Source organism: Flavobacterium hauense (assembly GCF_054457175.1).
In genome coordinates this window covers 1-15,922 of record NZ_JBTKVX010000022.1, presented here as the reverse complement: position 1 = coordinate 15,922, position 15,922 = coordinate 1, and the positions used below count along the sequence as shown (strand labels likewise).

Sequence of the window (15,922 nt, the reverse complement as noted above, 5' to 3'; positions counted from 1 at the left end):
TCTGCTGAATTTAATATCTTTGTAGTCATAAAATGCCCACAAAAATGAGTAAATGTGAACAATGCATAGTCAGGGAATTCAGTTCTTTAAAAGCACTGAATAAAGATGAAATACTCAAAATAGCTGATTGCAAAACATCGTATACTATTAAAAAAGGTGAAGCCATATTTTCGGAAGGTGAAAATGTGAATGGTATCTTTTGTATTAAAGACGGTGTCTGCAAAATGACCAAACTAAGCTCGAATGGAAATGAACAGATAATAAAGCTGATTACCAAAGGTGAGCTGTTGGGGCAAAGGTCCATGATAAGCGAAGAGCCTGTTAACCTTACTGCAGTTGCACTGGAAGATATGGAAGTTTGCTTTATACCAAAGAATGAGGTTATGAGGTTTTTTAACCAAAACAACCAGTTTTCGATGAATGTGCTGAAAACCATTTGCGGAGACCTTAAAGAAGCCGATGACCATCTTGTTGCCATGGCGCAAAAGCCTGTAAAGCAAAGACTGGCAGAAACGCTGCTGTATCTTTATGATAGCTTTGGCATCAGTGAAGATAACAGCCTGAAAATAAAACTTTCGCGTGAGGAAATCGCCGGAATGGTAGGAACAGCTACTGAAAGCTGTATACGCATGCTCTCTGAACTTAATAAACTTGGCGTGATTGAGCTTTCAGGTAAAAAAATTATCGTCAGCAATCGCAAAAAATTATCAGATTATTCATTGTCATCAAAATAAATATCGGTCCAACTGTGCTCATAAAAAACAAAAAAATCCTCATGAAGATGAGGATTTTATTTTAATAACACTTAGAGTGTTATGATTTTTTTACATCAACATTTTCGATATCGTGGTTAGCATAGCTAAAACCTCCTTTACCGTTCCAGTTGTTGTCTATAGCCATGTGGGCCGAGAAGTCTGCAAGGTAAGACCCGATTGCAGGTGGTGGTACAGATTGTACATACTGGCCTTCAAGCGATACAACTTGTGTTACGCTGCCATATCCTGTAGAGCGGATGCTCCCTTTTACATTTCTTACCACAATGTTTCCTGAAGAGCCAATTGCCTGTGTGATTTCTACTGTTCCCGAAACACTATTGGCAGATGGTACTACCACTAGTGAGAAATGTACAATAGGCGCTCCCGGCATACCTACATTACCCATTGTTCCGTTTACTAAATAAGCTCCAATTAACTTGCTTGTTGCTTTTTCTGCTGTTGCTGTACTCATAATATAATAATTTTAATTAGTTGGCTCCTACTCGTTGGCTTTTCGGATATCGCCCCTTTTTAAAGTGGTAAGGTTCACTTTTGTTAAGGCTAAATTATATAAATGAGGATTCGAAAATCCGAGTAAAAACACCTGTTTTTACAGCATTAGGCCTTTTGAGGTAACTTTTTTATCCCTTACATACACCTCCCTTCTAAATTAAAAATCAGGAAAAAGAAAAAAAAACCTACAAGGAGTGTAACATTTTCAGAAATATTTCTTCTTATATTTAAACAAACCAAATTAAACTCTATGGAATTAGTTATTAAAAACTTAGATAAGAAATATGGCAATGGTGTCCATGCCTTAAACGATGTTTCTCTTACAATAAGCAAAGGCATGTTTGGGCTGCTTGGTCCTAATGGTGCCGGCAAGTCTTCATTAATGAGGACACTTGCAACATTACAGGACGCTGACAGCGGAACCGCTTTTTTAGGAGACATTGATATCCTTAACGATAAAGACAGTGTAAGGAAAGTGCTGGGTTATCTGCCACAAGAGTTTGGAGTGTATCCCAGGACTTCTGCCGAAGAGCTTTTGGATCATTTGGCGTTATTGAAAGGCTTCTCATCAAAAGCAGACAGAAAGCAGATGGTAGAGCAATTATTGCTTAAAGTTAACCTTTGGGAACAACGTAAAAAAGCAGTAAGCAGTTATAGTGGTGGTATGCGCCAGCGTTTTGGCATTGCACAATCCCTTATTGGTGAACCAAAACTCGTTATTGTTGATGAGCCAACTGCGGGACTCGACCCCGGAGAACGTAACCGTTTTTATAATATCCTTAGCGAAATAGGTGAAAATATCATCGTTATACTTTCAACACACATCGTTCAGGATGTACGCGAACTTTGTACTCACATGGCCGTAATGAATAAAGGAAGGCTGCTGTTTAGCGGTTCAACAGATGATGCCCTGCTTGAAGTTAAAGGCAAGGTTTGGGAACAGAAAGTCGAAAAAGTGGCATTACAACATTATCATGATACTTATACGATATTGTCAAGTAAACTTGTGGGTGGGCAGCCGCTTATCCATATCTTCTCGGATACCGACCCTCAAAATGGCTTTAGCCGTGCCGAAGAGAACCTTGAAGACGTATTCTTTGCCAAACTAAACGAATTAGCCTAACCAATACCTTACAAATCATGTGGAAATTCATAATATACGAATTAAGATATTGGCTTAAAAGGCCCATGGTGTGGATATTTTTTGCCATAACCACAATTCTTATGACCTTCGCTTTTGGCTTGCAGGGCGTCACCATTGGAGGGGCCGTAGGCAGCCTTCATAAAAATGCGCCTTTCGTTGTAGAAGCATTTTATGCTGTATTCTCTGTTTTTATGCTCATAATGGCAACAGCATTTTTAAATGCAACAGCGATACGGGACTTTCAGTATAACATGTACCAGTTCATATTCTCCTCACCTATAAAAAAACGGGATTACTTCTTTGGGAAATTTATTGGGGCCTCTATTATCTCAATCATTCCAATGCTTGGCATATCATTAGGTGCATTGCTTGCTCCCGTGGTTGCCCCTATTCTCCCTGAATCGTGGGAAATGGCTCCACCGGAACGCTTTGGAGAAGTAGTGTGGTCAGGACACCTAAATGGTATCATCATGTTTGCCATACCAAATATTATTATTGCCGGTGTCTTGCTATATGCTCTGGCACTTATATTCAGAAGTAATATAGTGTCTTTTATCAGCATCGCTTTAATGATAGTATTGTCCAGCATTGCCGGAGGTTTTACTGACGATATTAAAAAAGAATGGCTGGCAAACCTTCTGGATCCTTATGGAAGGAATCCTTTTGGAGATATGACAAAATATACTACGGTTGCAGAAAAAAATACAACGAGTATAGGGCTCGAAGGTGACCTGTTGATAAACAGGCTGGTCTGGCTAGCTCTGGCTCTTATCGCACTGTTTGTTGTTTATTATTATTTCTCATTTAACCTTAAGAAAGAGAATGCAAAAAAGATAAAAAAACAAAAAGCAGAAATAGTCCCTGTAGTTTCTGATAAGATCTTCAGGCCAACTTCAGCAAATGCTTTTTCTTTCAGCACCTTCATTAATCTTGTGAAGTTTGAGACTAAAGCCATTATTAAAAATCCGGTATTTATAATTATAATAGCTATTGGTACGATTTTGTTGGTAACAGCTTTGAGTAGCTTTACCGGTAGGTATGGCACATCTCAGTATCCAGTTACTTATCAGATCATAGATTCGATAAATGGTTCTTTTGATTTCTTTTTACTCGCATTCATTACGTTTTATACCGGAGTATTGGTTTGGAAGGAACGCGATGCAAAACTAAATGAGATAGAAGATTCCACCCCTATTAAAACCGGTGTACTATTCGCTTCAAAAGCTGTTGCTGTCATTGCTGCTCTGGCTATTGTACTGCTATGTACTATAATTGTTGGGGTTATAGCCCAAACCGCCTATGGATATACCCGTTATGAAATCGACCTTTATATAAAATCATTGCTTATTCTACAATTACTGCACCTATCCTACATGGTAGTGCTTTCATTACTATTCCACTATCTCATCAACAACAGGTATATTGGTTATTTTGCTTTTATAGCCTTTATTTTTGTTAACAGTTTTATTTGGGGCTTGTTTGACATAAGTACAAACATGGTTTCTTTTGGCAGCACACCTTATGTCATCTACTCTGACATGAATGGCTTTGGCCCTTTTATTCCGGGAATGGTGTGGTTTAATATATACTGGGTGCTTTTTACAATACTACTGTGTTTTGTATGTATTGCATTTTATGTCAGGGGCAAAGAAACCAGCTTTAAATACAGGCTTAATTCAGCGAAGAGAAGGTTTAGAAAAAACAGGATCGCCATAATGGCAAGCATTGCAGTATTTATAGTTTGTGGTGGCTTTGTATATTATAATACTAAAGTCCTTAATACCTATGAATCCGGTGATGAAGTCGAAGATATGATGGTTGACTATGAGAAAAAATTCAAGAAATATGAAACCCTTGCACAACCAAGATTTTATAAGCTTGACTACACGATAGACATCATGCCCGAAAACCGCAGCCTCAAAGCTAAAGTGGTATCATGGGCTAAGAACATATCAGGCAAGCCTATCAATCAACTTCATTTCAGCTTGCCACAGCTTAGTGACAGTATTAAGCTAAACATTCCAGGAAGCAAACTTACGCTGAATGATGAAAAACTATACTACAGGATATATACTCTTGACAAGCCGCTGGCTCCGAATGATTCTATCAAGATCACTTTTGAGCTTTCAAGGATAACCCGTGGATTTGAGAATAATGTAAGTTTTACAGAACTTACAGAAAACGGTACCTTCTTTAATAATATGGATCTTATGCCAACTTTTGGATATAATCCAAACCATGAGATATCAGACAAGGCTACCCGTAAAAAACATAAGTTGCCAAAACGTGACATCATGCCAAAGCTTGATGAAAATAACATTCCGGTAAGAATGAACAATTACCTGAGCAATGATGCTGACTGGGTAGAAGTCAATACTGTAATAAGTACTTCTCCCGACCAGATTGCCATAGCGCCGGGATCTTTGATCAAAACCTGGGAAAAAGACGGCCGTAAATATTTCAACTATAAGTTGGATCATAAATCGGTCAACTTCTATTCCTTCATCTCTGCCAAATATGAAGTAGCCAGAAAAAAATGGAATGGCATTGACCTTGAAGTGTATTATGATAAGAACCATGCCTACAACGTACCCAATATGCTAAAAAGCATGGAAAAATCGCTGGAGTATTATACTAAAAACTTTGGGCCATACATGCATAAAGAGTGTAGGATAATTGAATTCCCTAGATATCAGAGCTTTGCCCAGGCTTTCCCTGGTACTATGCCTTTTAGCGAGGGAATTGGCTTCATACTTGACCAAAGAAAAGTAACCAAAGATGATATTGACCAGGTATTCTATGTTGTAGCACATGAAATGGCACATCAATACTGGGCGCACCAGTTAATGGGGGCTAACATGCAGGGTAGCGAAATGATGAGTGAGGGCTTTGCCCAGTACTCAGCACTTATGGTTATGGAAAAAGAATATGGCAAGGATAAAATGAAAAAATTCCTTGAATATGAAATGGATGAATACCTAAATGGCAGAAGCGGAGAAACTGAAGAAGAAGAGCCACTTATGAAAACGCAGGGGCAGCAGTATATTCATTACAATAAAGCGAGTGTGGTTATGTATTATCTTAAAGAGATGATAGGCGAGGCTAAAGTAAATGAAGCATTACAAAATCTACTGAAAGAGTACGCCTATACAAACCCTCCTTACCCCACCTCTATTGCGGCAGTAAATGAGTTTAAGAAGGTTACGCCTCCGGATATGCAGTATCTTATTAAAGACATGTTTGAGACGATTACCATATTTTCTAATCGTGCCCTGAAAACTACCTATAAGAAATCCGGCAATGGCTATGAAGTGACTCTCACTACAACATCTGAGAAATTCAGATCAGACGGCTTGGGAAGAGAAACTGCAATACCTATCGACGATTATATAGATATTGGTGTATTTGCTGAACCGGAAAACGATTATACAGCCGGTAAGGTACTTGCCTACAAAAGGGTAAAAGTGAATAAAAAGAATAATACCTATACTTTTACCACTAAGGAAAAACCTTATCAGGCAGGCATAGACCCATATAACTACCTTATAGACAGAATACCTGATGATAATCTGAAAATCGCAGATTAATAAATTTTAAAGTTTAGCCCCGCAACCAGCGGGGCTTTTTTGTTATTTTTACTATTCACAACTGAACTATTATGAAACCTGAAGAACATCCATATCTGCAAAAATGCATTGACTTCATTGAAAGTATAGGCATTAAGGTTACAGAAAAAGCACTTGATGAGTCAACTTTCCTTCCGGGGCTGATGCTTGGAGCCCATACCATATATGTTGATTATGATAAGTTAAAATATCCGGGAGACATACTGCATGAAGCAGGACATATTGCTGTTTCTTCACAAAAGGAACGGGAACTAACAGGAACAACAGCAATGCCTGACTCATGGCCTACACAAGGAGATGAGATTGCGGCGATACTTTGGTCCTATGCTGCTCTTAGACATTTAGAACTGCCCATTGAATTTGTCTTTCATCCCGATGGATATAAAAATCATTCATCCTGGTATATAGATACTTTCACTAAGGGTAATTTTATAGGCCTTCCGCTTTTACAGTGGTATGGCATGAGCCACTCTGATGACCAGCTATCAGAAGGATTGCCGGCTTTTCCTGTCATGCAGAACTGGATACGCCCTTAAAAAAGAATCGCCCGAAGCAAAAGCCCCGGACGATTCAACCAACTAATCAACCTAAACAAAATTATTCCATCAAGTTCTGATGTTTCTTACGCATTGCCCAATAAAAGAAATTAGGGAATACCAATAATGTAAATACTGTAGCTGTCACCAATCCACCAATGATGGATACTGCCAGCGGTTTTTGTGATTCAGAACCGATACCTGTAGATAGCGCAGCCGGCATTAGTCCTATAGCTGCCATTAGTGCAGTCATTACAACCGGCCTCGTTCTTGACTTCACACCCTGTACAATAGAGTCCGTCAGGGACATCTTTTGTTTGAGGTTTGTATGAAATTCCGAGACGAGTATTACCCCATTCTGAATACAAATTCCGAGCAAAGCAATAAACCCTACACCTGCCGATATACCAAAATTAATACCTGTTATATGCAACGCGAGTATACCACCTATTACAGCAAATGGCACATTGACCAAAACGAGTAATGAGTCTTTAATATTAGCGAACATAATGAACAGTAGCACAAATATCAATACTAACGATATAGGCACAACCTGAGCCAGCTTAGCACTTGCCCTTATCTGGTTTTCATATTCACCGGTCCATCCTATAGAATAGCCTTCCGGAATTTTTACGGCTTTTACCTTTGCCTGTGCATCGGCAATAGTGCTGCCAAGATCACGATCCCGAACAGAGAATTTTACACCTATAAAACGTTTTGTATTATCCCTGTAAATAAGTGCGGGGCCGGTTTCTGTGGTAAGTTGTGCAATCTCTTTTAGCGGCACTTTAGTACCACGAAGTGTAGGCACCATAAGGTTCATGATATCCTGCTCATCTTTACGGTAGTCTTTTTGGTAACGCAGCCTGATGTCAAATTTCTTTTCTCCTTCATATTTCTGGGTAGCCGTTTTACCGCCAATGGCCATTTCTATAATACTCTGTGCATCCTGTTTCTGCACACCATAGAGTGCCATTTTCTCTTCATCAAACTTTACGCTTATCCCCGGCTGTCCAAGATTTCGAAGTACTCCTACATCTTTTACACCGTCTACATGTTTTATCTTCTCCATTACCTCATTCGCAAGTTTATCAAGCACTTCGAGATCATCACCATAGATCTTAACAGCATTTGATGCCTTAAAACCTGCAACAGCTTCGGCTACGTTGTCTACAACCGGCTGCGAATAATTCCATGTAATACCCTGGTAACGGCTTAACTTATGATTCATCTCCTCTATAAGCTCATCCTGGGATATGCCTCTTTTCCATTCATCTTTTGGTTTTAGGTCAACCTGAAATTGAAGGAAACCAAATCCGTTGGGATCAGTACCGTCATTACTACGGCCTGTCTGTGATAGTACATCATCAACTTCAGGGAATTCCTTTAGTTCTTTCCGTATAATCTTTGCCATCTTTACACTTTCGGTAAGTGAATTACTTATAGGCAGCTCTGCCGTAACCCAAAGGGCACCTTCATTAAGGGGTGGCAGGAATTCCGAGCCTAAAAAACGAGTTGAAAACAAAGTTAGCCCCAAGACTACCAATGAAATGATTATAGAGACTTTTTTGTGCTTAAAAGTAACATTAAGCCCTTTAGCAACTATTTTATTGAAGAACTCAACAAATACATTGTGCTTCTCTTTTACATTTTTGTTCAGTAATATAGAACATAGTACAGGAACAAGAGTCAGTGTAAATAACAATGCTCCAAGCAATGCGAAACCTAATGTCCATGCCAATGGAGAGAACATTTTTCCTTCAACTTTCTCAAATGAGAATATGGGCAGTAATGCCGAAATAATGATCAGTTTACTAAAAAATATGGCTATTCCTAATTTGGTTCCTGCTTTTCTTATCAATCCCAATTTAGAAAGCTTATTATACCTTTCGGGTCCTATTTTATGTTGAAGTTGGTCTAAGGTCACAAAGAGCCCCTCGACCATGACGACGGCACCATCAATGATAATACCAAAGTCCACAGCTCCCAACGACAGTAAGTTAGCACTCATCCCCTTCAGCTTAAGGCAAAGAAATGCAAATAATAATGCCAGCGGAATGATGATCGAAACAATAACCGTAGTACGCCAGTCGGCCATAAATAAGAACACTATGACAGTAACCAGAATTATACCTTCAACAAGATTATGGGTTACAGTATGCGTACAGTATTCCATAAGCCTGTCACGATCATAAAATGTTTCCATTTTTACATCTTTAGGCAATACATTTTCCTGTACATACTCAATTTTCTCTTTCAGTCGTGCAAGCACTTCAGACGGGTTCTCGTTTTTACGCATTACTACGATTCCCTCAACCACGTCATCATTGCCGTTAAGTCCGGCCTGCCCTACCCTTGGGATATTCGATTCTGTAACCCTGGCAATATTCTTTATAAGTATCGGGTTACCATCAGACTGCGCCACGATAGTATTTTCAATATCAGCACGCGAATCCAGCAAACCCACGCCACGCACCACATAGGCCTGACCGTTCTTTTCAATAATATCGCCACCTACATTTACATTAGCTTTACTTATCGCTTCATAAACCTCGGGCGAGGTCAATTCATATTTTTGCAATAAAATTGGGTCGATCTCTACTTCGTATGTTTTTTCGCGTCCGCCAAAAGCCACGACATCGGCAATACCCGGTACAGCTCTCAACTGTCTGTCAATAACCCAGTTTTGAATAGTAAGCAGTTCTCTCGTGTCTTTCTCATCACTGTTTAGTGTATACCTGAAAATCTCTCCCGTTGGGCCATAAGGTGGCTGTACTTCGGGATCCACATCATCCGGTAACTGTACGTTTTTAAGCTGGTTATTTACCTGTTGGCGCGCAAAGAAGTCATCTACATCATCATCAAAAATTATCTTTATTACCGAAAGTCCAAACATGGTAACACTACGTACATTTTCTTTTTTCTGCACCGAGTTCATCGCTATCTCAACAGGAGATGTAACAAAACGCTCAACCTCTTCTGCACTTCGTCCCGGCCACTGTGTTACGATTATTATCTGGGTGTTTGTAACATCCGGAAATGCCTCTACCGGAATATTCTTATAACTTATAATACCTGCAATAACAACTATACCAATCCAGAAAAAGGTAAACAGCTTATTGCGTAGGGAAAACCCTATTATGCCTTTAATTAACTTGTTCATGCTGTTTAATTTAATCGTTTATAGCGTCATAAATCAGTAAATTGCCTTTTACAATTACCTTCTCTCCTTCTTTCAGTCCGCCTTTTACATACGTCTTATCATCAAGAGCCCTGTATACCGTTACCTCACGTGTTTCTACATCGTCTTTGGCTTTATAGACCATTACAAAGTTTTTGTTCTTATCAAAAACCACAGCTGCAGATGGTACGGCGAGGTATTTTTCATTATCGGAATAATGGACTGTTACAGTGGCATTCATTTCTGGCTTAAGGGAACCATCCGTGTTAGGCACCTTAATAAGTGCTTTTGCAGCCCTTGTCTGAGGATCTATAACATTAAATATCTTATCTATTTTACCTGTTATCTTTCTATCCGGATAAGCGATGGTCTGAATGCTTACATCTTGTCCTTGTTTTATCCTGCCTAAGTCGCTTTCATTAACGTTCGCCAAAACCCATACATTATCAAGCTTTGCAATAGTGAACACTGCTTCATCTCTGTTGTTGCTAAGCATCTCATTAGGACTGATATCTTTTGATACAACATAGCCGTTTATAGGTGCATACATATTATAAACCGATCCGCTTTTTAGACGATAGATCTTGTTTACCTCCGTCATTCTTTCTTTTTCGGCACGTGCCTTATCAAGTTCCTTTTTAGCCATTACAAGTTCTTTTTCAGAAGCAAGTTTTCCATCATAAAGGTCTTTAACGCTTTGCAGGTTACGTTCAGCAATGCTAACATCGGCATCGGCATCACTGGTCTGACTCTGAAACCCGGCTACCTCACTACTCTGGATGCTTGCCAACAATTGCCCCTGTTTTACATAGTCTCCAAGTTCAACCTTAATGCTTATTACACTTCCACCAACGGCAGGAAAAACCTGGGCCATGTTGTTGTTTTCAGCGGTCACTTTACCAAATAATCTTATTTCGTTTTGAGCATCTTCCATTTTCACATCCTCAAAAGTGCTGGTATCAAACATGGTATCACTCATCACGAATTTCTTCTTCTCGTCAGTATGCGCCTCTTCTTTTTTAGAGCAGCTTATTAATACTACGGTAAACAATGCCGTAAGGAATATATATTTAAATGTTTTCATTTTTAAAAGTTATTAGTACCTGTTACATAATTAATCTGTGCTGCTGCAATAGCCAGCTGTTTCTTTACTCTTTCAATTTCTGTCTGGGCCTCATTGTATGCTTCAAAAAAATCGGTAAACTCGATCATTGAAACATTACCTTTCTGAAAATTTGTATTGATACCATTAAACACGGCATCAAAATCATCATTAACCAGAGCATTTACATTCTTGTATTCATCTACGCTTCGGGTAAAATTCTGATAAGCAGCAAGTGCCTGATTTTGTATCTCAAGCTCTTTATATGAAACATTTTTCGTTTGTTGTTCCTGCCTAATCCTGGCAGCTTGTATATTCCCTCTATTTCTGTCAAATATGGGCAGCGGGATTCCTATACCAACATTGTACTGATTGTTAAAAGCATCTCCCTGTTGGTTATAACCTGCCCTTAATGTTACATCAGGAATGTTTTGTTTTTTTTGAAGAGAAACATTAAGTTTTGCCGATTCTATTTCAAGCTTCGCCTGATTAAGGTCGGGTCTGTTTTCTAACGACTCATTAAATATTTGATCATACAGGAGTGGTTTACCGGCAAATGACTTTGCATCATCTACAGTATATACCGTTTGGATGCTGGTACTGGTACCTAAAAGTATATTTAGTTTAGATTGTTCTTCAATAAGTGTTTCAGACTCTTCAGACTTATCATTGTTTATTTTCACATAGACAGATTTTAGCCTTACCAGATCCTTCAGGGCGATATTATTTTTTGCAACCTGGGCTTCATAACTTGTAATTAGTGACTGAAGCCTGCTTAACAGATTATTATATTTTTCAATAAGCTTCTGCTGATGATGGAGCGTATAAAAAGATTGCCATATCTGAAGCTGAAGATTTCTCGTAAGGTCAGTAAGCTCTGCTTCCGCTATCTTCTTATCCATTTTTGCAATCTCTATCTGCTTGCGACGCTTACCTCCCATAAGTATAACCTGCTCAAGACCCGCTGCAAAATTGCCATGGTTCCAGCTCGGAAAATATAAATTTTCCTGTCCCTGATAAGCAACCATATCTGCTGTTATCTGTGGATTTGGATATACTTTAGACTGAATAATGGCAGCACCTGCCCTGTCAATATCATATTGCTGAGCTAACAGCATAAAGTTGTTTTTGAAGAATAATTCTTCTGCTTGCTTTATAGTAAGCGTGACCGGCTCAGGAGTTTGCGCCATGCCTGTTGCCTGGATAAACAATACAGCTATCCAGACAAAGAATTTATTTTTAAATTCCATGATAAATTTTATTTAAATACTATTATATGGGAATAGTTATGCAACTTGTGCAAAACAATAACATACCGGATTGCCTCAAAAAAGAGTAGGCAAAAACCTTAGCAAATACGTATAGCATGCTAAGCCGGGAAATAAATAGTATTTAAACCTGTGGAGGCGGGGAAAATATATTCACCAAAGGTGAATTATATATAGGGTTTGCATAATGGATATCCGGCTGGACAATCCTGAAATTTATGGCCATTGGCTCATCAAATTCCAAGGAAAGCTGTTGTTCAAACAGCCAAACCATTTTTTTTACGTTGAATTTATTTGAAATTGGCGTTTTGGTATGATGTTCAGGTATTGCATCATCAATACTCAAAACATCTTCAAGTACAAGCTCCACAACACTATCAACCTCGTTAAAGTCAGAATCTACCTTACTGTTATCAAAAAGTGTGTGAGGGTTATCAATACTAAAGTTAAGTATGTGTAATGCCATTAGCACCCACAATACCCTGTAACCGATATGTACTTTATTTAACCTCATTTCAGTATGCAAACATATTACATAAATTTTTACCTATCACAAATCTTGCCAAAAAAATATTAATAATAATTTTGGCACTCACGTATAATTCTACACCTATATAAATTTAGAAAAGACCGTCAAAATTTTGACGGTCTTTTCAATTGTCTTACATTTGTATAATCTTTATAGCTCTTCCCAAACAAGAGCATCATACTTGTTATCAATCGATAACTCTCTATACTCCAAATACCTTAGATAATATTGATTCATTTCTCAACACTATATTATATGTTGTTAAATAACAAAACCGAACCTAAAGTTTCTAAGAAATCAGGGTTCAATAACGCATGGTTGTTATTCGTTGCTAAAGCAATTTGGGATATCATCATGTTGTTTATCGAAAGATAACAATACTAAACCGCCTGTAGAAGCAGGCGGTTTTGCATTTATAAGACTATTTATATATCCAATATCAAATACATCCATAGATTGAATTATGATGTCAATTGAATATAGCTTAAACTGTGATCCTTTACGTTTGTGATCAAGTGTATGAACCTTTGTCTTGGAGTAAGCTTTCGTGTGTTGTGTCTGAAAACGAACTCGTCTATGTAATAATGCAGATGTTTCTTTGACACGACCCTGTAAACACCAATGATTCCACGCTTCAAATTGCCCCAGAAATTTTCTATAGTATTCGTATGGGCCTTGCCATTGACGTACTGCTTCTTTCCGTGATTAACAATGTGATGGTCATAATAGAGTTTTAGTCCGCTGTACGACTTCCATTCGTCAGTATACACTGTGTCGAAACAGTTTATTGTCCTCGTTATTATCGGCATTAGATCTTCCTTGGTTGTAGACTTAACAACCCTTGCGACAACTCTTCCCTTACGCTCAATCATCCCAAGCACTGGAACTTTGTCCTTGGAGCTTCTCCCTTGTGCGTTCCTGACTTTCTTGTTTGCGTGACGATTCCTGTTCTTTCCTCCTATGTATGTTTCGTCAATCTCTACTTCATTTGACAGGAAATGTCTATTCTCGAACCCTGAGCATTTCCTCAGTCTCTTCAGTATGAACCAAGTTGTCTTCTGTGTCAAGTTTAATTCTCTTTGTAGCTGCATGGAAGACACGCCTCCCTTGTGGCTCGTGAACAACCATATCGATATGATCCAATCTTGGAGCTTTACGTTGGAGTTCTTGAAGATGCCAATGTTCCTCACATTAAAGTACTTGCCAGTGTTGCGACACTTGTATCTGTTGTTCTTGCACTTGTAAACTTTTGAACCCTGGTCAAAGGGAGAGATAGGCTCTCCGTTCCAAAAAATTCTCTCCAAGAAATTTATACACGCCTGTTCGTCAGGCAATGCCAATATAAGCTCCTTTATAGAGCCAAACTTAAAATCATCAAAAATATCCATGTCTTCTCTTATTAGAAGACTTATATCCATAATAACCCGAGATTATAAGAAGAAAGGGGCTGATCCCGAAAATTTTAGCAAAATTCTATTTCCACGAGAGAAAAACTTTACTAATTTTGTCCTCAACGCCAGGGCATAATAATGTCCTGCCAACAATATCGAAAATTAAACACAGGAAAGTGTTTAACTTATTTCTCTCTGACGAAATCTGGTAAATTTTAAGAGGAGGATAAGTAAACTGCCCTGCGCTATCATATTATAGCGTGGGCTGTTGCTTATTTTACTCTAAGGTCTTACCAGAGCCCGTCAGATAAAATCTGTTAGCAGTACCCACGCTTCCTTTTATCTAAGTAACGCTTCTTCGGGTCTGAGAAGTAACAACCACCAATGAAAAAACTTATTATTCTGGCGTCAACACTGGCGCTGGTACCAATTCATGCATTCTCCCAATCTGGGGAAGCAATCGGCTCGTCCGGCAACATTGTCCAAGTACAGGGCATACAACTCAAGTGGAACATGGGCAGCCTTATAAACGGGATTATGACATCAAATGGTGTCCAACTGAGCAACGGATACTATGTTCAACAGGAACTTGAAATATTATCGGTCGAGCATCCAAACATGGTTTCACGAATCACAATGTACCCCAACCCAGCACAAAACGAGTTAAGGCTAACTATCACCACAAACGTCAGTGTCACGATAACTGACTTGAACGGTCGAGAAATTAAGACCGAACAGCTAACTCCTTCAAACAACTTTATTAATGTATCTGATCTCACAACTGGGACATACATTGTTAGCGTATCATCAGAAAACAAAACCAACAATTACAAACTCGTAAAACAATAAACCAAACATGAAAAATTTCTTCACAATAGTATCACTATTCATAGCGACAGTAGCAATGGCACAGACGCCACAAGGGTTCAACTATCAAGCCGTAATAAGGAACTCCACGGGAGCAGTTGTTGCCAATCAGGAGGTCTCTTTGAAGTTTAACATCATACAGGGGCAGGCAACAAATACGGCTACTTACATCGAACAACACACAGCTACTACTGACGACTTTGGGACAGTTAATCTGGTTGTTGGTCAAGGAATATCTACATCAGGAACCTTCCAACAAATTAACTGGGCTCTTGGTAATTACTTTCTTGGAATAGAGGTTAACATCGGTCAAGGCTTCGTGACTATGGGAACTACGCAATTGCTATCGGTTCCTTATGCTCTATATGCCGCCACTTCTGGAAGTACCTCTGCAAATACGATATTACTTTCAAAATTAATATATATTGGACAAACTATTACTGCAGATTATTTGGTCCCTTCTTATCAGGAGGATTATACTGCTTCAGGTTACTTTGTAGGTTTGACTGCAAATCCTACACAACAAACAGCTATCTATACTTCTGAGTCTCCAGACGAATTTAAGTTTCAATCTGATTTATTTTTTGAAATAGATACGGAATTACCTGCTGGAACAGCGTTGTATGTTAGAGCTTGGATCAGGAAAGTTGATGGAACTTACGTTTACTCTCAACAACGCTCTGTCGTTACACAATAGCTAAACCGAACTTAACTACCAACGCCACATTGTTAGACAATGTGGCGTTTTTATTTTTAAATTACTTGGTGTAGAATTATACGTGAGTGCCATAATTTTTTCTTAATAAAACGAAAAGCCCTGTCATCCTTTTCAGAATTAACAGGGCCTTAACTAAAAACTATCTTTGTGTGTGTGGTCTCTCTTATCTCTTAATGGCAAAATGCGATTTAAACTCACGTGTTACGGTGGTTGTGCCGTCGAATTCAGGGTAGGTAACGGTGAACCAGTAGTCATCGGCAGGTACCGCACGGCTATTGAAGGTTCCGTCCCA

Annotated in this window: 13 protein-coding genes; 6 read left to right on the top strand and 7 right to left on the bottom strand. The window is 38.8% G+C overall.

Annotation, left to right across the window (positions count from 1 at the left end; all coding sequences use genetic code 11):
• The first annotated feature begins 44 nt into the window (after positions 1-44).
• Positions 45-734 (top strand): Crp/Fnr family transcriptional regulator, encoded by a 690-nt coding sequence (locus ACX0HA_RS14740; protein WP_458846065.1) that lies wholly within the window; start codon positions 45-47, stop codon positions 732-734.
• Between the two features lie 79 nt (positions 735-813).
• On the opposite strand, the gene ACX0HA_RS14735 is transcribed toward ACX0HA_RS14740, so the two are convergent.
• A complete protein-coding gene (locus ACX0HA_RS14735; RefSeq protein ID WP_458846064.1) occupies positions 814-1,227 on the bottom strand; it encodes a DUF1842 domain-containing protein in 414 nt (137 codons plus the stop codon).
• 291 nt (positions 1,228-1,518) lie between these two features.
• On the opposite strand from ACX0HA_RS14735, the gene ACX0HA_RS14730 reads away from it, so the two are divergent.
• The 3 genes from ACX0HA_RS14730 (at position 1,519) to ACX0HA_RS14720 (ending at position 6,574) form a co-directional block, all read left to right on the top strand.
• A complete protein-coding gene (locus ACX0HA_RS14730) occupies positions 1,519-2,391 on the top strand; it encodes an ABC transporter ATP-binding protein (protein ID WP_458846063.1) in 873 nt (290 codons plus the stop codon).
• 17 nt (positions 2,392-2,408) lie between these two features.
• Positions 2,409-5,999, top strand: coding sequence for an ABC transporter permease/M1 family aminopeptidase (locus ACX0HA_RS14725; protein ID WP_458846062.1), 3,591 nt, complete (start codon positions 2,409-2,411; stop codon positions 5,997-5,999).
• Between the two features lie 71 nt (positions 6,000-6,070).
• Positions 6,071-6,574 (top strand): hypothetical protein, encoded by a 504-nt coding sequence (locus ACX0HA_RS14720; protein WP_458846061.1) that lies wholly within the window; start codon positions 6,071-6,073, stop codon positions 6,572-6,574.
• A 61-nt stretch (positions 6,575-6,635) separates the two neighbouring features.
• On the opposite strand, the gene ACX0HA_RS14715 is transcribed toward ACX0HA_RS14720, so the two are convergent.
• The 5 genes from ACX0HA_RS14715 to ACX0HA_RS14695 form a co-directional block, all read right to left on the bottom strand.
• Positions 6,636-9,737 (bottom strand): efflux RND transporter permease subunit, encoded by a 3,102-nt coding sequence (locus ACX0HA_RS14715; protein ID WP_458846060.1) that lies wholly within the window; start codon positions 9,735-9,737, stop codon positions 6,636-6,638.
• 10 nt (positions 9,738-9,747) lie between these two features.
• Entirely contained in the window at positions 9,748-10,839 is a 1,092-nt protein-coding gene (locus ACX0HA_RS14710) for an efflux RND transporter periplasmic adaptor subunit (RefSeq protein WP_458846059.1), read from the bottom strand.
• A 2-nt stretch (positions 10,840-10,841) separates the two neighbouring features.
• Entirely contained in the window at positions 10,842-12,107 is a 1,266-nt protein-coding gene (locus ACX0HA_RS14705) for a TolC family protein (RefSeq protein WP_458846058.1), read from the bottom strand.
• A 142-nt stretch (positions 12,108-12,249) separates the two neighbouring features.
• Positions 12,250-12,639 (bottom strand): hypothetical protein, encoded by a 390-nt coding sequence (locus ACX0HA_RS14700; RefSeq protein WP_458846057.1) that lies wholly within the window; start codon positions 12,637-12,639, stop codon positions 12,250-12,252.
• A gap of 476 nt (positions 12,640-13,115) precedes the next feature.
• Complete coding sequence (locus tag ACX0HA_RS14695; protein ID WP_458846056.1) at positions 13,116-14,072, bottom strand: IS1595 family transposase; 957 nt, start codon at positions 14,070-14,072, stop codon at positions 13,116-13,118.
• Between the two features lie 357 nt (positions 14,073-14,429).
• Here ACX0HA_RS14695 and ACX0HA_RS14690 point away from each other — a divergent pair, with 357 nt between their 5' ends.
• Positions 14,430-14,894 carry a T9SS type A sorting domain-containing protein gene (locus tag ACX0HA_RS14690; RefSeq protein WP_458846055.1) on the top strand — a complete coding sequence of 155 codons (465 nt, stop codon included), beginning with the start codon at positions 14,430-14,432 and terminating at the stop codon, positions 14,892-14,894.
• Between the two features lie 7 nt (positions 14,895-14,901).
• Positions 14,902-15,609, top strand: a complete 708-nt coding sequence (locus ACX0HA_RS14685; RefSeq protein ID WP_458846054.1) for a hypothetical protein — start codon at positions 14,902-14,904, stop codon at positions 15,607-15,609.
• A gap of 184 nt (positions 15,610-15,793) precedes the next feature.
• Here ACX0HA_RS14685 and ACX0HA_RS14680 read toward each other — a convergent pair.
• Positions 15,794-15,922 (bottom strand): T9SS type B sorting domain-containing protein (locus tag ACX0HA_RS14680; RefSeq protein WP_458846111.1); only part of this gene is annotated, 129 nt, incomplete at its 5' end.